The following is a 21017-nucleotide window of genomic DNA, read 5'->3' on the forward strand; positions in this document are numbered from 1 at the left end:
TTTCACGTGTAACGAGACCTCGAGACCGGTAGGAACTAGGGCGGCGAGGGCCGCTGGCGTTCCGAATCGTCTGGTGGTCGGGTGCCTCATAGCTGCCGACGCCTGGGGCAAATTCGAGAACATCCGGGCATAGGTCGGCAGCTTCCCGTGAAACCTTGCCTGAGAAGGCACAGTTGCCTCCCTCCCTACTACGTGGCCACGCAGCGCGGTGGTGGTGGGAGCTCACTGCGGGTCCCAGAACGACTTCCAGCCGACGACCCGGACAGGTGGAGCGACAGGCGCCGACCGAGGGGTCCAACCAGGACTGTTGCCACTGCCTTGCCGGGTTCACGTGAAACGTAACGCTCGGCGGGGCAAACTGCGTCGCAGGCTCACCCGCCAACATGCCGCACCCGCACTCACTACGACGGTCGGTCTCGTCATGGGCGAGGCGAAGAGCCTTCACGTCCGCAGGATCGGTACCCATGCAGGCCAGTGAGGTCAGACCGATCGTGTCGGACGTCGCGGGTTGCCAGAATGCGATCGGTGGACAATTCACCCGTCGAGACCCGTATCGCGGCCGCGAGCCGCATCGAACTGCAGCCCGGACCCCCTGAGCCCGCCCGAGACGGGTTTCACGGGAAACTGACTATGCGGGGAAGCTGCTGACTGAAGCGGCCGCCCACGTGGATGCAAGGTCGTCGACTATCCGCCACGAAGGAAAGCCACCGCGATGCCCTCGACACGGCCTGCGGCCGATCCCGGTTTCACGTGAACCCACCTGCGAATCACACATGGCGCATCCCGGGCTGAGATCGGCAGAGTTTCACGTGAACCGGCGCGTGCCGGCAAGCAAAGTGCGGCCCTGACCGCGATCGCGCCCCGTGATTGGCGCGCCGGGCTCTTCTGGAGCTTGTCAGCCTACTCAGCGTCCCCGTCTCCCCGTCGGCTGTGGTTTCACAGGAAACGCTCCGAACTCCCTATCAGCTGGGCCCGGTCAGGCGGCCCGCAGCGGCTGCAACGACGCAACGACGCAACGACGCAACGACGCAACGACCGAGTTTCACGGGAAACCCCGAGTGGCACCCTAGTCGCCGTCGGGCCGTCTACTCGTCCTGAGGTACGGATGCGCTCCGTCCTCGCCACGCCACTGACAACAGTACGTTTCACGGGGAACCCAGCGTGACCCTTCGCGACAGCAAAGCGATAAGGCGTTGCTGACCCAAACCCGCCGGCCCGGAGGCTGGGCTTCCAGCGCACCCGCGCCTGACGTTCCACGGGAAACGAGGGAACCGACGATCGCCCGACGGCTCGCCGGCGCGGGGGACCATCCACATTCACCCAAGCAATGTCGCCACCTTGCCTCGGCACCCCTCACCGACGGGCACTATCCACAAAATCATGCACATCGGTGGAAAAGCCAGAAGGGCGCCGCGGACTGCAAAAGGGAGACCGCGGCCCGCGGTACCGCACATGCTCACCGGCGCGCCTGTCCGGGCCGGGGGGTAAGGATCGAGGCGATGGCGAGTTATGCTGACATGCAGAGGCGCTCGCGTCAGCTCCCTGCGGACCATCCCCGGCAGACCGTCTACTTCCGGGCGCAGCAAGAGACTCGCCCGTGGTCGGGGCCCTCCCGACACCAGGCCGAGCCCAGCTGGCACGGGCGCCCTTGAGCTCTAGTCACCTTGTCCGAGGCGCTCATCGCGGATACGACGCCCCGCCCCCGGCCACGGGCAGCGACCATGCACAAGGGGGCCGGCATCACTGCCGACCCCCTCCATGCATTAGTCCAGCGGATTCAGCTCTCGGGCTGGTCCTCCGAGTCCGCGTGCCCGCCTGCTCCGGCTCCGATGTTCTCGACCAGACGTTCCAGGTCATCGAGGTTGGTGAACTCGAGCGTGATCTTGCCCTTGCGCTTGCCGACGTCGATTCGCACCTGGGTCTCCAGGCGGTTCGACAGTCGGCTGGTCAGATCGACCACGTGCGGGTCGTACGTGCTGCGGCGGGGCGTGCGGGTGGTCGCCTGCTGCTGCCCGCCACGGGCCACCAAGCGTTCCACGGCACGAACGGAGAGCCCTTCACTGACGATTCGCTGCGCCAGCTCCTCCATCAGTGAGGGGTCGTCCAGCGACAGGAGCGCGCGGGCGTGACCGGCGCTCAGCGCCCCGCTGGCGAGCCGTCGCTGCACGAGGGCGGGCAGGCGCAACAGACGCATCGTGTTGGTGATCTGAGGCCGTGAGCGACCGATACGCTCGCCGAGCTCATCCTGGGTGCACCCGAAGTCCTCGAGGAGCTGCTGGTAGGCATTGGCCTCTTCCAGCGGATTCAGCTGCGTGCGGTGAAGGTTCTCCAGGAGCGCGTCCCGCAGGAGATCGTCATCGCTGGTCTCCCGGATGATCGCGGGGATAGAGGTGAGTCCCGCACGCTGAGCGGCGCGCCAGCGCCGCTCACCCATGACGAGTTCGAACGACTCCCCATCCTCCGTGACCGGAATCGGGCGCACTACCACGGGCTGGAGGACGCCGACCTCGCGCAACGAGTACGCCAGCTCATCCAGCTCGTCATCGTCGAACATCGTGCGGGGGTTGCGCGGGTTCTCCCGGATCTCGTGGATCGGGACCTCCGCGAACTCCGCACCGGGCACGCTGAGCAGACCCTGACGGTCCTCCTCCGCCGACGGCCCCTGCGCCGCTTCCGGTTCAGCGCCCTCGGCGGCCGGCTCCACGCTGCTCTCGCGCCGCGTCTCCGCGGAGTCGCCCTCCCCGCCATCCCGGCCTCCGGGCGCGCCGTCCTGGCTCTCGCGGACGTCCTCCGGTGATTCCGGCGCGGTCCCATCGACCGCCCCGGCCCCATCGGTGTCGGTGTCGGCGAGCGTGCCCGGCGCAGTCCCCGCCGAGGAGCCGGCAGCCGACTCCTGGCCCGCGGCGGCCTCGGCAGCCTGCGCAGGAGTCAGCTCCACGGCCTCGACGTCGACCGCGGGGCTGTCTTCAGCGGTCGTGGAACGACCCGGGGCGGGCCGCGGGGAAGCGCTTGCCGCTACCGGGTCCGCTTCCTTCGTCGTCGCAGGAGCAGTGGCCGTACCGCTTGCGGCGGCGCTGGCGGAGGAGCCGCGGGAGCGCTTCGAAGTGGTCCCGGTGGAGGCTTTCCGGCTCGATGTCGTGCGGGCGGACGTGCCCGTGCCGCCAGCAGTGCCACGAGATGACGCCGACGAGCTCTCCGTGCTGCTGTCTGCGCTCTGCGCGGCAGACTCCTTGTCGGCGACAGTCTCCTTGTCGCCGGCAGGCTTCTTGGCAGCGGCGGGCTTCTTGGCGGCGACCGGCTTCTTGGCGGCGGTGGTCTTCTTGCCGGCAGCGGGCTTCCTGCCGCCGCTCGATCTCGAGCCGGATGCCGTGCCGGCCGTGCTCGCAGCACCGTCGGGAGCCTGGTCGGCCTGGTCGGACTGCCCGGCCTGGCCGCCGGCCGGGGCTCGCGACGTCGACCGCTTCGCGGCGGAAGCGCCCCGGGAGCCGGCGGAGCGGGATGACGATGTCGACCCGCGGCCGCGGCGCTCGGCAGCGGCGCGCGCCATCGCGTCGGCCAGGTCCTGGCGATCGGCCCGCTCACGCGCGGGGCGGTCCTCGTCGTCCGACGCCTTCTCGCCGGAGAAGAACATGTCCACCGGGCGCTCACTGGCCCCCTGGTCCTCGGCCTCCGACGGCGGGCGCGTGCGAGTACGAAGCTCCTGCTCAGGTGCGGGTGTGGCGCCCGCTCCCGGGATCAGGGCGCCGAGTCCTCGACCCAGTCCTCGCTTCTGCGTCATGGCCGTTGTCCTTCCGGAAAATGTCGTCCACCGTGGGTGGGACCAGGAACGCTCGCGGTCTCACCGCGGCGTCGTTCCGAGGTCGGTGTCATGGAGCGGGGCGAATGGTCAGTTCGTGCGCCGCTGCTCGATACGCGAGAGCGCCGCTGGAACCCGGATCGTACGTCAGCACCGTCTGGCCGTAGCTCGGCGCCTCGGAGATCCGCACGGAACGCGGGATCGTCGTCTCCAGGGTCTGCTCCGGGAAGTGGTCCCGGACGTCCTGGGCGACCTGTGCGGCGAGCCGGGTTCGGGCGTCGTACATGGTCAGCATGATCGAGGAGACCACCAGCTCGGGGTTCAGGTGCTGGCGGATCAGATCGATGTTGTTCAGCAGCAACGTCAGGCCCTCGAGCGCGTAGTACTCGGCCTGGATGGGGATCAGCACTTCGCGGGCCGCGACCAGCGCATTCACGGTCAGCAGGCCCAGCGAGGGCGGGCAGTCGATCAGCACGTAATCCAGCCGGGGCAGGCCCTGCTCCTCCCGGAAGGCCAGATAGTCCCGGATGGCGTTGCGCAGCCGGTTCTCACGGGCCACCAGAGCGACCAGTTCGATCTCGGCGCCGGAGAGGTTGATCGTCGCCGGGGCGCAGTGGAGGCCGGCCATGTCCGGGACGTCCTGGACCACGTCCTGCATCGCCGCCGACTCCACCAGCACCTCGTACATGCTGGGCACCTCGGCGTGGTGCTCGATGTTCAGAGCGGTCGAGGTATTGCCCTGCGGGTCGGAGTCGATGACCAGCACCTGCAGGCCGCCCATGGACAGAGCCGCCGCCAGATTCACGGCGGTCGACGTCTTGCCGACGCCGCCCTTCTGGTTGGCAATGGTGATCACGCGCGTGCTCGCCGGCGCCTCGAACTCGAGGCCCTCGAGCTCCTTGCGGCGAGCGTGATCCCGGGCGAGCTCGCGCATCAGCGGAGTGTCCTCCATCGGCCCACGGCCCGGAGAGGAATCTTCGCGCTGGTCAGCCACGTGGATCTCCCTTCCTGCTCGCCGGCACCCGGCGACGCACTTGGACCACTGTAGTGGGAACCTCGACCTCACCGACCCCGTACTGGGAGATCTGGGCATCGGTGCCGCCGAGCCGGCGCAGCAACTTCTGGGCGGCGTCCAGCTCGTCGGCGGCCGAACTGCCCTTCATCGCCAGCAGCTGGCCGCCCTCGCCGACCAGCGGCAGCGTCCAGCGTGCGAGCTTGTCCAGGGCGGCGACCGCCCGGGCGGTGACGACGTCGAAGCTGCGCGCACCGTGCAGATCCTCCGCGCGGGCGCGCACGACCTCCAGCCCCAGGCCGAGCTCCGCCTCGATCTCCTCGAGCCACGTCGCCCGGCGCTGCATGGTCTCGATGAGCGTGACCCTCACTCCCGGCCGCGCGATCGCAAGCACCACACCGGGCAGTCCCGCACCGGATCCGACGTCGGCCAGCGTCGAGGCGTCGGGGTCGATCGCGTCGGCCATCAGCGCACAGTTGAGGATGTGCCGCTCCCACAGCCGCTCCACCTCGCGCGGGCCGATGAGTCCGCGTTCGGGGCCCTGCTCGGCGAGCATGCCGGTGAAGCGCTCCGCCAGCTCGAGACGGTCCGCGAACAGACGCTCGGCCGACGGGCGCAGCGAGTCGGGCAGGGACAGCATCGGGCGCCTCAGGATCCGGGGTAGATCACGACATGGCGGCTCTTGCCGTCCCCGTCGGACTCCGACCGCAGGCCCTCGCGCTTGGCGACGTCGTGGACGACCTTGCGCTCGAACGGGTTCATCGGTCGCATCGGGACCGGGGCACCGGTCTCCTTCGCCTCGGCGGCCGCCTGGGCGGCGAGGTCCTCGAGGCTGTCCTTGTGCTCGGCGCGGAAGCCGCCGATGTCGAGCATGAGCCGGGAGCGGTTGCCGGTGCGGGTCTGCACGGCCAGCCGCGCGAGCTCCTGCAAAGCGTCGAGCACCTCGCCCTTGGGCCGGTTCACCTTCTCCAGCTGGTGGGCGCCGCGGATCTCGACCGAGGCGCGATCCCCGTCCACGTCGATGTCGATGTCGCCATCGAGATCGGCGATGTCCAGCAGCTCCTCGAGGTAGTCGGCGGCGATATCGCCCTCCTCCTCGAGCCGGCGCAGCCGCTCCTGGGAGGACTCCGTCGGATCGGCCTCGTCCTCCCCGCCGTCCTCCAGGTCGCCGGAGGCACCACGGTCCTCCTCGTCGGCCGACTCGGCAGGTCGGGCCACCTCGGGGCCGGACTGCCCGGCATGCCCGGACTCAGCGGCGGGCTCCGGGGCGGACCGGGCAGAGGCCTCGGACGCGGCGGACTGCTCGGGCGCGGTCACCGGCCGGTCGTCGGCCTCGCCGGCGGTCGGGACATCAGGCGTGGTGTCGTTCATTCGGTCCTCCGAGGAATGCTGGGATGAGTCGGGTGCGCTCCCGGGAGCGTCCGTGCTCCCGGGGTGCGAGGTCACTTCTTGCGCTTGGACTTCTTCTTCGCGCTCTTGTTCAGCGGGGACGTCGACGGGGGCGGCGTCGGGGTCTCGCCGGCCGCCTCCTGGGCCTTGCGCCGCTCCTCGGCGGCCTTCGCACGGGCCGCGCGGGCGCGCTCGAGCTTCTCCTGGTCAGTGAGCTTCTTGCCGCCGCGGTTCTTGCTCACCGGCTGCACGCGGATCTGCGGATCGGGCTCGGGTTCGCTGACCTTCTTGGGCGGGGTGAAGTCGAGCGGCTCGAGGCCCTTGCGCTCGCGCTTGGCGTTGATGCGCGACTGGCGCTCCTTCTCCGCGTCCGATCCCGGGGTGGGGGTGGCGCGGATGACGATGTACTGCTGGCCGAAGGTCCACACGTTGGTGGTCAGCCAGTAGATGAGCACACCGATCGGCATGCCCGGCCCCGTGATCACGTAGATGAACGGGAGCATGTACAGCATCATCTTCTGCGTGTTCGCCATGGGGCCCTCGAGGGCCGCCTTCGGCATGTTCTTCATGGTCAGTTCCTTCTGGGTGAAGAAGGTGACTGCACACATGCACGCGATGATGATGGCGGCGACGATCCGGGTGGTCATGCCACCCTCGCCCGCGTTGAGGAACGAATCGGCGATGGTGACGTCGCCGAAGATGGTGGAGTTGCTGGCACTGCGAGCCAGGTCCGAGGTCAGCGGTCCGAAGCGTTCACCGTCGGCCGCATCGGGGAGCTTGACGTAGAGCACACGGAAGAGGCCGAAGAAGATCGGCATCTGCAGGAGCATCGGCAGGCACGAGGAGAACGGGCTGGCGCCGGCATCCTTGTACAGCGCCATCGTCTCCTCCGCCATCTTCTGGCGGGAGGCCTGGTCCGTCTTGCCCTTGTACTTCTTCTGGACCTCTTTGAGCTCGGGCGAGACCATCTGCATCGCGCGCGAGGCCCGGATCTGCCGGACGAACAGCGGGATGATCAGGGTGCGCACCACGGCCGTGAGGCCGACGATCGACAGCACCCACGTGATGCCGGAGTCCGGTTCCATGAACGTGGACAGCAGCGCATGGAACTGCACCATGAGCCATGCGACGGCCCACTCGATGGGAAACAGGGGGTTCATCGGCCTGGTCTTCCTGCCGCCCGGATGCGCATGACGTTCATACGAGGTGACGGCTGTGGTCGGGAGTCTTGGACAAGGGTAGGCCCTAGCGGGCCGGGTACCGCAGTCGGCGTGGATTCCTCCACATGCCCGGTGCAGGCACCGGATCGGGACCGCCGCGGGTGAGCGGGTTGCAGCGCACGATCCGCCCGATGGTCAGCAGCGTCCCCTTGAGCGCGCCGTGCACGCGCAGGGCGTCCATGCCGTACTGCGAGCACACCGGGTCGTACCGGCAGGCGGGCGGCGTGTACGGGGAGATGCCGACCTGGTAGGCACGCACCAGCAGTGCGAGAGCCCGGCGCGGGAGCCACAGCACCGCCCGCAGCGCGCCGTGCGAGGCGTTGCCCCGGTTGCGCCCTCGAGCCCGGTTGGCCCGATTGGCCCGGTTGGCCTGGTGCATCGTCATCGCGCCGCCTCCCGACGACGCTCGAGCTTGCGCGCGGCCGAGCCCAGCGCGGCGACGACGTCGGCCTCGAGCGCGGCGAAGGGCTGCTGCTCGATGCCCGGCAGCGCCCGCATCACCGCCGCCGATCCGGGAGGCATGCGGTCGAGGTGGGCGCGGGCGATCTCCCGCAGCCGGCGGGTGACCCGGTTCCGCACGACGGCGTTGCCGATCTTCTTGGACACGACGAATCCCACGCGGGGTGCGTCCCCCTCCTGCGAGAGCAGGCTGAGGTGCACGACCACGTGGGATCGGGCGCTGCGCACGCCACCCCGGGTGACGGCGCGGAATTCGTCGCCGGTGCGGAGCCGGTGACTAGACCAGTTCACAGAGCCATGGTGCTGCGGGTCCGGTCACGGCGGCCCTCCGCCTCACGCGGAGAGGTCGGCGCGGCCCTTGGCGCGGCGGGCGTTCAGGATGGCGCGGCCGGCGCGGGTGCGCATGCGGGCGCGGAAGCCGTGCTTCTTGGCACGACGGCGGATGTTCGGCTGGAACGTGCGCTTGCTCATCGGTTCTCCTCGATCGTGGGCACGAACATGCCCCTCGCGGTGGTCTGAGGTCTGCTGCGACCGGTCTGCCCGGGCGCACCCGCCGTGACGGGGCGGCTGCCGAGAGACCGAACGACACCGCCGGAACCGGAGGCCGCATGGGGGCGGCCAGGGACCGTGTCGGGGACGGCGCGCAGCGCTGACTGCACGATGTTAGGCGCGGCGGACCGGGGGGTCAACGGCTGAGACGCCGTGACCGCCGGTTGTGGCCGGATTCTCACTGCGAGCGCCGGCTCACGCCACCGCGGGCCGAGACCGACCCGGCACCCGGGAGAGAGACCTCACGGGTGAGCTGTCCACAGCCGGGATCCACAATACAGGGGCTATTGTGGAAAACTACCCGGACCGCTGATCGCCCCTATGGAGAACCTGATGCCTGACGCGAACGTCGACGCGATCTGGGAACGCACCCTGCAGACACTGCGCCGTGACGACACCGTGTCCCAGCGCGTGATCGCCCTGCTGACCCTGTCCCGTCTGATGGCCGTGGTGGCGGACACCGCCCTGCTCGCGGCGCCGTCGACCTCGGCGAAAGAGCTGTTCGAGCACCGGATCGCCGGGTCCCTCAAGGCTGCTCTCAGCGAGGCCACCGGCCGCGACATCCGCTTCGCCGTGACCGTCGACGAGTCGCTGCTGCTTGAGGAGGACACCGACGAGCCCGCGCCTTCGGCCGAGGCGACCTCGGCTTCTACCGCCTCCGGTGCACATCCTGTGGACGGAGATGTGGACACGTCCCTGCCGGATGTCCACGAGTTCCACAGCGGTGACGACACCAGCGGCCCCTTCCGGCGCGACGAGGGCTCCGTGCTGCCCTCGGGGGACCAGACCGGTCGCCCCGCGCTTCCCAGCAGCGCCTCGGCGGGCTCCGCCGGCACCGATTCCGACGCCGACCCGTTCTCCCCCCGGTTCTCCTCGACCCGCTTCACGTCGACGGGGTCCTACACCGGCAGCGCGGCCGATGATCCCAGCGCCTACGCGGGACTCTCGGCGCTGACCGGGTCCTCGGCGCCGTCCCCGGGCCCGGCCCCGCGTCGCCCGTCGGCGCCGGCCGCCGGCGAGCCCACGCTCGGCGAGGATTCGCGTCTGAACGGGAAGTACACCTTCGAGACGTTCGTCATCGGGTCCTCGAACCGCTTCGCACAGGCCGCCGCCTCGGCGGTCTCGGAGACCCCGGCCAAGGCGTACAACCCGCTGTTCATCTACGGCGGCTCCGGCCTGGGCAAGACCCACCTGCTGCACGCCGTCGGCCACTACGCCCAGAGCCTGTACCCGGACATCGTGGTGCGCTACGTGAACTCCGAGGAGTTCACCAACGACTTCATCAACTCCGTGCAGTCCGGCCAGTTCGGCAAGGCCCAGGAGTTCCAGCGCCGCTACCGCGACATCGACATCCTGCTCATCGACGACATCCAGTTTCTCCAGCGTGCCCCGGAGACGATGGAAGCCTTCTTCCATACGTTCAACACGCTGTACAACACCGACAAGCAGATCGTGATCACCTCCGATCTGCCGCCGAAGGAGCTCGGAGGCTTCGAGAACCGCATGCGGTCACGGTTCGAGATGGGGCTGATGACCGACGTGCAGCCGCCCGACCTCGAGACCCGCATCGCGATCCTGCGGAAGAAGGTCGCCCAGGAGAACACCGGCGAGGTCCCGCACGAGGTGCTCGAGTACATCGCCTCGCACATCGCCACCAACATCCGCGAGCTGGAGGGGGCTCTGATCCGCGTCCAGGCGCTGCACTCGCTCTCGCGGCAGCCGATGGACGTCACGCTCGCCGAGAGCGTGCTGAAGGATCTGCTCTCCCACGACGACGGCGCCCAGATCACGGCGTCGACGATCATCGCCCAGACCGCGACCTACTTCGGCCTCTCGGTCGACGAGATCGTCGGCACCGGCCGCTCCCGCCGGCTGGTCTCGGCCCGGCAGATCGGCATGTACCTGTGCCGCGAGCTGACGGACATGCCGCTGATCCGCATCGGGGAGGAGTTCGGCGGGCGGGACCACACCACCGTCATGCACGCGAACAAGAAGATCAGCGAGCTGATGAAGGAACGCCGGGCGATCTTCAACCAGGTCACAGAGCTGACTGCGCGTATCAAGAGCTCCAGCTCCTCGACCCGGGCGTGAGGTTCGCGGGGCTGTGGTCCCGAGAAACCGACGGCGCTGGGGACGATGCTGTGGACAGTGACCGGCCCCCGACGGGTGTCTGAAGAACATTCCTGGTCAGCGCCAGCTTCTCCCCAACTGTGGAAAACTCTGTGGACGGTGTGGAGTGATCGGCATCTGCGCAGGAGCCGATGTGAACGGCTGAATGACAAAAATGCCGTGCACGAACGGGTGCATGCACAACCGATGCACCTCGCGATGACGCCGATCCCCGGCTGGTCCACGTGACGGTCATACGGGCTCACCTGCGACGATGGTGGTTGTCCACGAAGTACACAGCCGTGAAGAAGAGGACTGTAGTTCTTTGCTCGACGGGGATGTGGATGCGCGGGTGTCGGAAGCGCCGACGACGGGGCCGATGACGCGGTGGCCCATGACAGGTGATCGACGCGCGATGACGGGACGGCTGTCAAGGATCCTGGACGGTGTGTCGGCGAGAGGTCCGCGAAACCGATACGCTGTGCTCCGTTCGATCAAGTTCTGGCATTCGACCACTGCGAAGGAGTGGCAACGGTGAAGTTCCACCTCGACCGCGGCGTCCTCGGCGACGCCGTCTCCTGGGCCACCCGAACCCTCCCCGTCCGGCCGGCGATGCCGATCCTGCAGGGCGTGCGCATCGTCGCCGATGCCAGCGGCGAACTGCAGCTGTCCACGTTCGACTACGAGGTCAGCGCCCAGATCCGACTCGATGCCGAGGTCGAGCAGCCCGGTGAGGTCCTGGTCCAGGGCCGGATGCTCTCCGACATCGTCCGAGCACTGCCGAACAAGGACGTCTCCATCGCGCTCGAGGGCACCAAGCTCCAGGTCCGCTGCGGCAGCGCCCGCTTCGCCCTGGCCACGCTCCCGGTCGAGGAGTACCCGCAGCTGCCGTCGATGCCGCCCGTGGCCGGGTCCGTCGCGGCCGACGTGTTCTCCGAGGCCATCAGCCAGGTCACCGTCGCCGCCTCGAAGGACGACACCCTCCCTTTGCTGACCGGCGTGAAGGTCGAGATCACCGGCGAGACCATGACCCTGATGGCCACCGACCGCTACCGCCTGGCGATGCGCGAGCTGACCTGGACGCCCACCACGCCCGGCGCCGAGCAGACCGCCCTGGTGCGCGGCCGCACCCTCCACGAGGTCGCCCGCTCGATGTCCACCGGCGGCAGCGTCGACATCGCTCTGGCCGAGGACGCCTCGGCGAACCTCATCGGGTTCGAGGCCGGCGGCCGCCGCACGACATCGACGCTGGTCGACGGCGAGTACCCGCCGGTGCGTCGGCTCTTCCCCGAGACCACCGCGATCACCGCGGTCGTCGCCACCGGCCCCCTGATGGAGGCCGTCAAGCGCGTCTCCCTGGTCGCCGAGCGCAACACCCCCGTGCGACTGTCCTTCACCGAGGGCCAGGTCGCCCTCGAGGCCGGCGCCGGTGACGACGCCCAGGCCAGCGAAGTCCTCGAGGCGCACCTCGAGGGCGAGGATCTCGTCGTCGGCTTCAATTCCGGGTTCCTGCTCGACGGGCTCGGCGCCCTCGGCGCGGAGTTCGCGCGGCTCGTGTTCACCGACTCCATCAAGCCCTCGGTCATGAGCGGTCAGGACTCCCTCGAAGGGACTCCCGACACCTCGTACAAGTACCTGATCATGCCGATGCGGATCTGAGGGCGGGAGTGGTCTCTCCGTGCAGCTGACCGCTCTCGACCTCACGGACTACCGCTCCTACCCGCGGCTCACTCTGCCGGTGCATCCGGGCATCACGGTGATGGTCGGCCAGAACGGCCAGGGCAAGACGAACATCGTCGAAGCCGTGTGGTACCTGGCGACCCTCTCCAGCCACCGTGTGCCGCACGACGCGGCACTGGTGCGGCGCGGGGAGTCGACCGCGATCGTCCGCGCCACCTTCCAGCGTGCCGGTCGCCCGCTGCAGGTCGACCTCGAGATCACCCCGGGCAGGGCGAACCGCGCCCGGCTGCAGGGCCAGAACGTCTCCCGCCTGCGGGACCTGCTCGGCGAGGTGCGGGCCGTGCTCTTCGCGCCCGAGGACCTGGGCCTGGTCAAGGCCGATCCCGAGGGCCGGCGGCGCTTCCTGGACGAGCTGCTGTTCGTCATCGCCCCCCGCTACGCCTCGGTCAAGGCCGACTACGACCGTGTGCTCAAGCAGCGCAGCAACCTGCTCAAGCAGATGCGTTCCCTGCGCCGCGGCAGCAGCGCCAATCCCGTCGGCGGTCTGGACCCGTCCGAGACGGCGGCCTCCACCCTCGAGGTGTGGGACCAGCAGCTCGCCCGCCTCGGCGCGGATCTGCTGCGCGCCCGGCTCCACCTGGTCAACCGCCTCCGCCCCCACCTGGGCTACTCGTACCTGCGGGTCGCCACGGACGAAGGCGCCGAAGAGGCCCTCGACCTCCCGCCCGACCAGCGTGGGGACGTCGATTCCCCGGCCGACGTCGCCTACCGCTCCACCGCACTGGACGAGCTCGGGGCCGCGCCGGGACAGTTGCCCAGCACCCGCGAGATCCACGACGTGCTGCTGGATCTGCTCGCCCGCCGCCATGACGAGGAGATCGACCGCGGCGTCACGCTCAGCGGGCCGCATCGCGACGACCTCGAGATCCGGCTGCACGACTTCCCCGCCAAGGGCTATGCCAGCCACGGCGAGTCCTGGTCCCTGGCCCTCGCCCTGCGACTGGCCTCCTACGATCTGCTGCGGCTCGAGGAGGGCGACCTCGGGGACGGTGAACCGATCCTCATCCTCGACGACGTCTTCAGCGAGCTCGACACCCGCCGCCGCGACCGCCTGGGACGGATCGTCACCCACGCGTCGCAGGTGCTGATCACCACCGCGAACGACAGTGACATCCCCGCATCGCTGGACGGCGAGATCCACGTCGTCGATGTCAGCCTGGGAGCGGCCGTGCCCCGCGAGGACGGGAGCCGGCCATGACCCCGCGTCCCGGCGGCGACCCAGGCAACGACGGTCCCTCCCGGCCGCGCCTCGCCAATCCCTACGACCTCTCCACCTGGACCGGTCGCACCGACGGCGCGCGTCCCGGCCCCTCGGCCGGACAGGCACTGCCGGCTCCACCGGAGGAATCGGGCCGCGGCTCACGGGCGACGGCCCCGAGCGGGTCGGCCCGGTCGCGCCGCGAGGGCAGCACCGGCCCGGACGCGGCCTTCGGGACGGGCGCCCCTGGTGGTCCCGGCGACGATGACGGCACGGTGGGCGCGGACGAGACCGAGGAGCTGTACGACCCGCCGGAGCTCGCCGCCGTGGCCGACCCCTTCGAACTGGCCCGCCGCACGGTCAACCGCTCGCGGGCCGCGGCGCGGGACCGGGGCCTGTTCCCCATCTCGGCGAAGACCCAGGCACGAGATGTGCGCGACCGATCCGGCAGCGCGCCCGGCTACTCCGGCTCCCGGCCGGACCCCCGGGACCCCCAGAGCATCGAGACCGTGCTGCGCAAAGTGCTGGGGAACCTGGGCTGGAACGCGGGGATGAGCGCCGGGCGCGTGCTGGAGGAATGGGACGACATCGTGGGCGAACGGATCAGCACCCACTGCCGCCCCGTCAGCTTCGAGGACGGCGTGCTCGTGGTCAGCGCCTCCTCCTCCGCCTGGGCATCCCAGCTGCGGATGCTCTCACCCCAGCTGATCACGACCATCGAGGAGCACATCGGCGCCCACGTGATCTCCGAGCTGCGGGTCACGGGCCCGGCCGCGGCCGAACGCAGCTGGAAGAAGGGCCGGCGCACCGTCACCTGGCGCGGACCCCGCGACACCTACGGGTGAGACGTCTCTCGGCGCCGCCACGGCGGGCCACCGACTGCTAGCGTGGGCTCCGACGAGCTGGAAAGCTCGCGTGCACTGGGGTCGGTGAAATTCCGAGCCGGCGGTGACAGTCCGCGACCCGATGGCCTTCGGCCCTCGGTTGACCAGGTGGAACTCCTGGACCGACGGTCAGAGTCCGGATGGGAAGCGCACGCGACGTCGTCCTCCGGACGGCCCTGGCCGCGCACTCTCCGTGCGCCGGCAGCGGCACCCCGGAGTGACGCCGCCTCCGTGACCCCTCCCTCACTCCGGACCGCGAGCGACGCGGACCGGAGGAGAGAGCATGCTCAGCACCCGTGAGCGCGACGCCCTGCGCCGCGCCCTGGAGATCGCGGCGGATCCTGCCGTCCCTCTCGGCCCCAATCCCCGCGTCGGCTGCGTCCTGCTGACCCCGGACGGCACGGTCCTCGCCGAAGGCCACCACCGCGGGGCCGGCACGGCCCACGCCGAAGCCGACGCCCTCGCCGACGCTCGCCGTGAGGGGAGCGGATCGCCGGCCGGGGCGACGGCCGTCGTCACGCTCGAGCCGTGCACCCACGTCGGCCGCACCGATCCGTGCGCGGACGCGCTGATCGCCGCCGGCATCGCCCGGGTCGTCGTCGCTCGCCGGGATCCGAACCCCGCGGCCGCCGGCGGGATCGAGACGCTGCGCGCCGCAGGGATCGAGGTCGAGGACGAGGTCCCGGAGGATCTCGCGGCGCGGGCGGCCGCCCTGAACCGCGGCTGGGAGCACGGCCTGCGGCACGGCCGCCCCCTGGTCACCGCGAAGATCGCCCTCACCCTGGACGGCAGGGCTGCCGCGGCCGACGGCAGCAGCCGCTGGATCACCGGCGAGACCGCCCGGCAGGAGGTCCACCGCCTCCGCGCCACCTGCGACACCGTGCTGATCGGTACCGGCACCGCGCGCGCGGACCATCCGACCCTCACCGCTCGCCGGGGCGACGGCACGCTCCTGCCCCGGCAGCCGCACCGGGCCGTCATGGGCATCAGCGACCACCCGCCGCTGCCGGCCCTGGACGGAGCCGGCCCCGAGATCGCGCTGCGCACTCGGGATCCCTCCAGCGCCCTCGCCGACCTGTTCGAGCGCGGGCAACGGCACGTGCTGCTCGAAGGCGGGCCCACTCTCACCGCCGCCTTCCTCGCCGCCGGCACGGTCGACGAACTCATCGTCCACCTCGCCCCGACCCTGCTCGGCGCCGGCCCCGCCGGGATCGGTGACCTCGGCATCACCACGATCGCCGACCGCCTCGACCTCGACCTCGTCACCACCGAGCCACTGACCTCACCCGACGGGCGCACCGACCTCCAGCTGACTCTGCGCCCCCGTACCACCCGACCCTGACCCGAAGGGAACCCGCCATGTTCACAGGCCTCATCGAGGAGCTGGGGACGGTCGACGCCGTCATCCCGCCCGACCAGTCCCATCCCGACCAGCCCCGGCCCGACGGGACCGGGCCCGACCACGGCACCGTCCGGCTGCGGATCCGCTCGCCCCACGTCCTCGAGGACGTCGCCCTCGGCGACTCGATCGCCGTCAGCGGCTGCTGCCTGACCGTCGCGGACATCGACGGCGAGATCTGGACCGCCGACGTCATCCCCACCACCCTCGCCGCCACCACCCTCGCGGGTCTCAGCGCCGGGGACCGCGTGAACCTCGAGCGCTCGTTGCGCGCCGACGGGCGCCTGGGCGGGCACATCGTCCAGGGCCATGTCGACGGGGTCGGGGAGGTTCTGGGCCGGGAGGAGGGCCAGGGCGGGACGCTGCTGCGCCTGAGCACCCCGGGCCTGGATCGCTACCTCGTGGAGAAGGGCTCGCTCACCGTGGACGGGGTGAGCCTCACCGTCGCCGCGCTCGAGGACGGCCTGGTCACCATCGCGCTGATCCCCGAGACCCTCGAGCGCACCACGCTCGGCCTGCGCCGCGTGGGCGACCGGGTCAACCTGGAGGTCGACGTGCTCGCGAAGTACGTCGAGAAGCTGACGGTCGGCGCACTGGCCGGAGCGGAGACCGGACGATGAGCACGCTGCGACTGGACCCGATACCCCGCGCGATCGACGACATCGCGGCCGGCCGGCCGGTGATCGTGATCGACGACGAGGACCGCGAGAACGAGGGCGACCTGATCCTCGCCGCGAGCGCCGCGACCCCGGAGCTGCTGGCCTTCGCCGTGCGGTACTCCAGCGGTCTGCTCTGCGCGCCCGTGAGCGCCGCCCGGGCCGACGCCCTCGAGCTGCCGCTGATGGTCGCCTCCAACGCCGATCCGCTGCGCACCGCGTACACGGTCAGCGTCGACGCCCACGAGGGCGTCACCACCGGCATCAGCGCCGCCGACCGGGCCCGCACCCTGCAGGTGCTGGCCTCCCCGCGGTCCGGCCCCGGCGATCTGATCCGACCGGGACACGTCTTCCCCCTGCGAGCCCGCGACGGCGGCGTGCTCGAACGGCGCGGCCACACCGAGGCCGCGGTGGACCTCACGCGCCTGGCGGGCCTGCCGGACGTCGGGATGATCGTCGAACTCGTCCACGACGACGGCAGCATGATGCGCGGGCCCGCCCTGCGCGCGTTCGCCGACGAGCACGGCCTGGCCATGATCTCGATCGAGGCCCTCGTCGAGCACCGGCGGACCCACGACGCTCCGGCGTTCGCGGAGTCTCCGGAGCTGCCGGCCGCGCCCGTCCCGCAGGTGAGGCACGAGCCGCTGGAGGTCACGGCGCCGGTCGAGCTGCCGACGAGATACGGCCGGTTCCGTGCGCTCGCCGTCCGCGAGGGCTCGGCAGAGCACCTGGTCCTCGTGCGCGGCGAGGTCACCACGCCCGGGCCGGTGCTGACGCGGGTCCACTCCGAGTGCGTCACCGGGGACATCCTGGGCAGCCGGCGCTGCGACTGCGGTCCCCAGCTCGAGGAGTCGCTCGCCCGCATCGATGCCGCCGGTCGGGGGGTGCTGATCCTGCTCCGCGGCCATGAGGGCCGCGGCATCGGGCTGCTGGAGAAGCTGCGCGCCTATGCGCTCCAGGAGCACGGCCGCGACACCGTCGACGCCAACCTCGATCTCGGCCTCCCCGTCGACTCCCGATCCTTCACGATCGTCCCGCAGATCCTCGACCACCTCGGCGTCGGCGCGATCGAGCTGCTCACCCAGAACCCGGCGAAGGCCGACGCGCTGCGCGCCGGAGGCGTCGAGGTCACGGGCACGGTGGACCTCACCACCCACGCCACCCCCGAGAACCTCGCGTACCTGACCACCAAGCGCGACCGGCTGGGCCATCACCTCGTCGGCCTGCCACCGATCACCTCCGCCGGCCTCCCCCGCGAGGCCGGCACCGCACCGAACGGAGAGAGACCATGAGCGGATCCGGAAGCCCCACCGCGGAGATCCCCCACCTGCCCGGCGCCCGCGTCGCCCTCGTCGCGGCCTCCTGGCACGACCAGGTGATGGACGGTCTGATCGCCGGCGCCCTGCGCGCCTGCGCCGAGGCTCAGCTGCCCGATCCGGCCGTGCTCCGCGTCCCCGGCAGCATGGAGCTGGCCGTGGTCGCGGACCGCCTGGCCCGCACCCACGACGTCGTCGTCGCCCTCGGCGTCGTCATCCGCGGCGGGACCCCGCACTTCGACTACGTCTGCCGGGCGGCGACCGACGGACTCTCCCGGGTCAGCCTCGACCACGGGATCCCTGTGGGCTTCGGCCTCCTGACCTGCGATGATGAGCAGCAGGCGCTGGATCGTGCGGGTCTGCCCGGATCCGGTGAGGACAAGGGATACGAGGCCGCCTCGGCGGCTCTGGTCACGGCCGGAGTGCTCGGGCGGATCCCGTCGGCCGCGGGCGGGAGGAGCTGAGCAGCCGCGGGGACCGGCCGGCGCGGACGCATCGGATCCTCAGATTCGCCTGTGCCGCGCCCGGACCCCGGGCGACGTACCGGTCCCCGTCGGCCGGTCCGTCGGCGCCTTGCAGAGCCCTTCGCGCGACGCGTGGCACCGATTCTGCGTCACGTTGTCCACACGACGGAGTGGCGTAGTAGGTCCAGACGGCGTTTTCCGGTAGAATCGAGCAGGTTCGGCCGACGTCCTCCGACGTCCTCGTGGACTCATGCCGTCGGCTCGGCCGCTGTGGCCTACGGGTCCCCGTACGCGCGTGCGCGCGCGGGAGCTCCGTGGGCCGCCTGTGTGCTGAGCCGGACCCATGGGCCGCGGCGCACTGCCGAACTCCCCTCGGCGCACTCCGGGCCGAGGGACCCAGGACTGCGAGGAGCCACACCAGGTGAGCGACAGCGACCGACCCATGCCCGACCAGGACGCGCCCCAGAGCATCCCGGACCCGTCGTCCGGAACCAGCGAGGAGACCGCCGCCGCCCCGGTGCCCGGGTCCGCCGGCGAACGGGCCGCCCACGCTCCCGAGCACTACGAGGCCTCGGACATCACCGTCCTCGAGGGCCTCGAGGCGGTCCGCAAGCGCCCGGGCATGTACATCGGCTCCACCGGTGAGCGCGGACTGCACCACATGGTCCAGGAGATCGTCGACAACTCCGTGGACGAGGCGATGGCCGGCCACGGCGACGCCATCGAGGTGACGCTGCTGGCCGACGGCGGCGTCCGCGTCGTCGACCACGCCCGCGGCATCCCCGTGGACATGCACCCCACCGAGGGAAAGCCCGCGGTGGAGCTGGTGCTGACCGTGCTGCACGCCGGCGGCAAGTTCGGCGGCGGCGGCTACGCGGTCTCCGGCGGCCTGCACGGCGTGGGCTCCTCCGTGGTCAACGCCCTGTCCTCGCGCATGGAGGTCGAGATCCGCCGCCAGGGCCACGTGTGGCGCCAGGCCTACCGGCGCGGCGTCCCCGAGGGCCCGCTGGACAAGGGCGAGGAGACCGAGGAGACCGGCACCACCATCACCTTCTGGGCCGATGACGAGATCTTCGACGAGACCGTCTACGACTTCGAGACCCTGCGCAAGCGGTTCCAGCAGATGGCGTTCCTGAACAAGGGACTGCGGATCACGCTGACCGACGAGCGCCCCTCCGAGGACGATCAGGACGGCGAGGACGACATCGTCGACGTCGAGCTCGCGGCCGAGGGCGCCGGCACGGAGACCGGGCCGCACTCGGTCACCTACCTCTACGAGCGCGGCCTGCAGGACTTCGTCGAGTTCATCAACACGGCGAAGAAGGCCGAGGTGATCCACCCCGACATCATCTCCTTCGAGTCCGAGGACACCGAGGCGCACATCTCCGTCGAGGTGGCCATGCAGTGGACGGGTGCCTACTCGGAGTCCGTGCACACCTACGCCAACACGATCAACACCCACGAGGGCGGCACCCACGAGGAGGGCTTCCGCAGCTCGCTGACCTCGATCGTGAACCGCTACGGGCGCGCACAGGGCCTGCTCAAGGAGAAGGACGCCAACCTCACCGGCGAGGACATCCGCGAGGGCCTGACCGCGGTGATCTCGGTGAAGCTGGGTGAGCCCCAGTTCGAGGGCCAGACCAAGACCAAGCTGGGCAACACCATCGCCCGCACCTTCATGGTCAAGGTGATGACCGACCAGCTCCAGGACTGGTTCGTCTCCCACCCGCAGGAGGCCAAGGCCATCGTCATGAAGGGCCAGGCGGCCGCCGCCGCCCGCGAGGCGGCCCGCAAGGCCCGTGACGCCACCCGCCGCAAGTCGCCGCTGGAGTCCGGCGGCATGCCCGGCAAGCTCAAGGACTGCGCCTCCCGCAATCCTGCGGAGTCGGAGATCTTCATCGTCGAGGGCGACTCGGCCGGCGGCTCCGCGGTCTCGGGCCGCGAGCCCTACAACCAGGCGATCCTGCCGATCCGCGGCAAGATCCTGAACGTGGAGAAGGCCCGGCTGGACCGCGCGCTCGACAACGCGGAGGTCCGCTCGCTGATCACCGCCTTCGGCACCGGCATCGGCGAGGACTTCGACGCCACCAAGCTGCGGTACCACAAGATCATCCTCATGGCCGACGCCGACGTGGACGGCCAGCACATCGTCACCCTGCTGCTGACGCTGCTGTTTAGGTACATGCGCCCGCTGATCGAGCTCGGTCACGTGTTCGTCGCCATGCCGCCGCTGTACCGCCTGAAGTGGTCCAACGCCCCGCACGAGTACGTCTTCAGCGACGACGAGCGCGACGAGCGCCTCGAGGCCGGCCGCGCCGCCGGCCGCCGGATCCCGAAGGACAACGGCATCCAACGCTACAAGGGCCTCGGCGAGATGGACTGGAAGGAGCTCCAGACCACCACCATGGACACCAACTCGCGCACCCTGAAGCAGGTCACCGTCGACGAGGCCGCCGACGTCGACACCATCTTCTCCGTCCTGATGGGCGACGACGTCGAGTCCCGGCGCCGCTTCATCCAGGAGAACGCCAAGGACGTCCGCTTCCTCGACATCTGAGGGCTCCCCGGGGCCGCGCACGGCCCGGCCCGAGCGCCCCCGGGAACGCCCACGACCCTCGGCCCCACCCGAAAGGCCTTCCACGCCATGAGCGACACTCCGCAGGACCCCAACAGCCCCGACGAGACCACGCCCCAGGACCCCGGCACCGGGCCCGCCGACGAGGCGACCCCGGATCCCGAGGCGCCCTCGCTGCCCGGCGGCATCGTCGGCCCCTCCACCCCGGAGGGCTCCCACGAGGTCTCGCAGTCCGAGGCGGCCGATCGCAC

17 protein-coding genes and 1 riboswitch are annotated in these 21017 nt (G+C 70.5%); of the genes, 9 read left to right on the forward strand and 8 right to left on the reverse strand.

Translation table 11 applies throughout. The annotated features are described in order from the left end of the window. Nucleotides 1–1777: 1777 nt before the first annotated feature. The 8 genes from ACFQS2_RS00855 to rpmH all read right to left on the reverse strand — a co-directional run bounded on the left by ACFQS2_RS00855 (nt 1778) and on the right by rpmH (nt 8347). Nucleotides 1778–3778 (reverse strand): ParB/RepB/Spo0J family partition protein, encoded by a 2001-nt coding sequence (locus ACFQS2_RS00855; RefSeq protein WP_377792386.1) that lies wholly within the window; start codon nt 3776–3778, stop codon nt 1778–1780. Nucleotides 3779–3866: 88 nt separating this feature from the next. After that, the gene (locus ACFQS2_RS00860) at nt 3867–4748 is read right to left on the reverse strand and encodes a ParA family protein (RefSeq protein ID WP_377018131.1); all 882 of its coding nucleotides are present in this window, start codon (nt 4746–4748) and stop codon (nt 3867–3869) included. Between the two features lie 34 nt (nt 4749–4782). Further along, nucleotides 4783–5448, reverse strand: a complete 666-nt coding sequence (gene rsmG / locus ACFQS2_RS00865) for a 16S rRNA (guanine(527)-N(7))-methyltransferase RsmG (protein WP_377792387.1) — start codon at nt 5446–5448, stop codon at nt 4783–4785. Nucleotides 5449–5456: 8 nt separating this feature from the next. Beyond that, nucleotides 5457–6179: a protein jag gene (locus tag ACFQS2_RS00870; RefSeq protein WP_377792388.1), complete on the reverse strand. Its 723-nt coding sequence runs from the start codon at nt 6177–6179 to the stop codon at nt 5457–5459. Between the two features lie 71 nt (nt 6180–6250). Then, nucleotides 6251–7357, reverse strand: coding sequence for a membrane protein insertase YidC (yidC, locus tag ACFQS2_RS00875; RefSeq protein ID WP_377792389.1), 1107 nt, complete (start codon nt 7355–7357; stop codon nt 6251–6253). 85 nt (nt 7358–7442) lie between these two features. Further along, nucleotides 7443–7802, reverse strand: a complete 360-nt coding sequence (yidD, locus tag ACFQS2_RS00880) for a membrane protein insertion efficiency factor YidD (protein WP_377792390.1) — start codon at nt 7800–7802, stop codon at nt 7443–7445. Next, the gene (rnpA, locus tag ACFQS2_RS00885) at nt 7799–8167 is read right to left on the reverse strand and encodes a ribonuclease P protein component (protein WP_377792391.1); all 369 of its coding nucleotides are present in this window, start codon (nt 8165–8167) and stop codon (nt 7799–7801) included. Before rnpA ends, yidD begins: the two co-directional genes overlap by 4 nt. 42 nt (nt 8168–8209) lie before the next feature. Beyond that, complete coding sequence (rpmH, locus tag ACFQS2_RS00890) at nt 8210–8347, reverse strand: 50S ribosomal protein L34 (protein WP_377017935.1); 138 nt, start codon at nt 8345–8347, stop codon at nt 8210–8212. 411 nt (nt 8348–8758) lie between these two features. On the opposite strand from rpmH, the gene dnaA reads away from it, so the two are divergent. From dnaA to gyrB, 9 genes are all read left to right on the forward strand, one after another. After that, nucleotides 8759–10516 carry a chromosomal replication initiator protein DnaA gene (gene dnaA, locus ACFQS2_RS00895; RefSeq protein ID WP_377792392.1) on the forward strand — a complete coding sequence of 586 codons (1758 nt, stop codon included), beginning with the start codon at nt 8759–8761 and terminating at the stop codon, nt 10514–10516. Between the two features lie 552 nt (nt 10517–11068). Continuing rightward, a complete protein-coding gene (gene dnaN / locus ACFQS2_RS00900) occupies nt 11069–12193 on the forward strand; it encodes a DNA polymerase III subunit beta (RefSeq protein WP_377017939.1) in 1125 nt (374 codons plus the stop codon). Nucleotides 12194–12212: 19 nt separating this feature from the next. Then, a complete protein-coding gene (gene recF, locus ACFQS2_RS00905; RefSeq protein ID WP_377792393.1) occupies nt 12213–13472 on the forward strand; it encodes a DNA replication/repair protein RecF in 1260 nt (419 codons plus the stop codon). Then, the gene (locus ACFQS2_RS00910; protein ID WP_377792394.1) at nt 13469–14317 is read left to right on the forward strand and encodes a DciA family protein; all 849 of its coding nucleotides are present in this window, start codon (nt 13469–13471) and stop codon (nt 14315–14317) included. Before recF ends, ACFQS2_RS00910 begins: the two co-directional genes overlap by 4 nt. A 66-nt stretch (nt 14318–14383) precedes the next feature. Then, a riboswitch (FMN riboswitch) is annotated at nt 14384–14513 on the forward strand. A gap of 126 nt (nt 14514–14639) precedes the next feature. Continuing rightward, nucleotides 14640–15698 (forward strand): bifunctional diaminohydroxyphosphoribosylaminopyrimidine deaminase/5-amino-6-(5-phosphoribosylamino)uracil reductase RibD, encoded by a 1059-nt coding sequence (gene ribD, locus ACFQS2_RS00915; RefSeq protein WP_377792395.1) that lies wholly within the window; start codon nt 14640–14642, stop codon nt 15696–15698. 17 nt (nt 15699–15715) lie between these two features. Beyond that, a complete protein-coding gene (locus ACFQS2_RS00920) occupies nt 15716–16375 on the forward strand; it encodes a riboflavin synthase (RefSeq protein ID WP_377792396.1) in 660 nt (219 codons plus the stop codon). Next, complete coding sequence (ribB, locus tag ACFQS2_RS00925) at nt 16372–17703, forward strand: 3,4-dihydroxy-2-butanone-4-phosphate synthase (protein WP_377792397.1); 1332 nt, start codon at nt 16372–16374, stop codon at nt 17701–17703. Before ACFQS2_RS00920 ends, ribB begins: the two co-directional genes overlap by 4 nt. Next, entirely contained in the window at nt 17700–18191 is a 492-nt protein-coding gene (gene ribH / locus ACFQS2_RS00930; protein WP_377017951.1) for a 6,7-dimethyl-8-ribityllumazine synthase, read from the forward strand. Before ribB ends, ribH begins: the two co-directional genes overlap by 4 nt. 442 nt (nt 18192–18633) lie before the next feature. After that, the gene (gyrB, locus tag ACFQS2_RS00935; RefSeq protein WP_377792621.1) at nt 18634–20748 is read left to right on the forward strand and encodes a DNA topoisomerase (ATP-hydrolyzing) subunit B; all 2115 of its coding nucleotides are present in this window, start codon (nt 18634–18636) and stop codon (nt 20746–20748) included. Nucleotides 20749–21017 lie beyond the last annotated feature (269 nt).

The organism is Brachybacterium sp. GCM10030267, assembly GCF_042666875.1.
Classification (GTDB): Bacteria; Actinomycetota; Actinomycetes; order Actinomycetales; family Dermabacteraceae; genus Brachybacterium.

What these genes read in the sequence shown, in the direction of transcription:
- ACFQS2_RS00855 (WP_377792386.1), bottom strand. Translation starts at nt 3,778, where the DNA reads ATGACGCAGAAGCGAGGACTGGGTCGAGGACTCGGCGCCCTGATCCCG.
- ACFQS2_RS00860 (WP_377018131.1), bottom strand. Translation starts at nt 4,748, where the DNA reads ATGGAGGACACTCCGCTGATGCGCGAGCTCGCCCGGGATCACGCTCGC.
- rsmG (WP_377792387.1), bottom strand. Translation starts at nt 5,448, where the DNA reads ATGCTGTCCCTGCCCGACTCGCTGCGCCCGTCGGCCGAGCGTCTGTTC.
- ACFQS2_RS00870 (WP_377792388.1), bottom strand. Translation starts at nt 6,179, where the DNA reads ATGAACGACACCACGCCTGATGTCCCGACCGCCGGCGAGGCCGACGAC.
- yidC (WP_377792389.1), bottom strand. Translation starts at nt 7,357, where the DNA reads ATGAACCCCCTGTTTCCCATCGAGTGGGCCGTCGCATGGCTCATGGTG.
- yidD (WP_377792390.1), bottom strand. Translation starts at nt 7,802, where the DNA reads ATGACGATGCACCAGGCCAACCGGGCCAATCGGGCCAACCGGGCTCGA.
- rpmH (WP_377017935.1), bottom strand. Translation starts at nt 8,347, where the DNA reads ATGAGCAAGCGCACGTTCCAGCCGAACATCCGCCGTCGTGCCAAGAAG.
- dnaA (WP_377792392.1), top strand. Translation starts at nt 8,759, where the DNA reads ATGCCTGACGCGAACGTCGACGCGATCTGGGAACGCACCCTGCAGACA.
- ACFQS2_RS00910 (WP_377792394.1), top strand. Translation starts at nt 13,469, where the DNA reads ATGACCCCGCGTCCCGGCGGCGACCCAGGCAACGACGGTCCCTCCCGG.
- ribD (WP_377792395.1), top strand. Translation starts at nt 14,640, where the DNA reads ATGCTCAGCACCCGTGAGCGCGACGCCCTGCGCCGCGCCCTGGAGATC.
- ACFQS2_RS00920 (WP_377792396.1), top strand. Translation starts at nt 15,716, where the DNA reads ATGTTCACAGGCCTCATCGAGGAGCTGGGGACGGTCGACGCCGTCATC.
- ribB (WP_377792397.1), top strand. Translation starts at nt 16,372, where the DNA reads ATGAGCACGCTGCGACTGGACCCGATACCCCGCGCGATCGACGACATC.
- ribH (WP_377017951.1), top strand. Translation starts at nt 17,700, where the DNA reads ATGAGCGGATCCGGAAGCCCCACCGCGGAGATCCCCCACCTGCCCGGC.
- gyrB (WP_377792621.1), top strand. Translation starts at nt 18,634, where the DNA reads ATGCCCGACCAGGACGCGCCCCAGAGCATCCCGGACCCGTCGTCCGGA.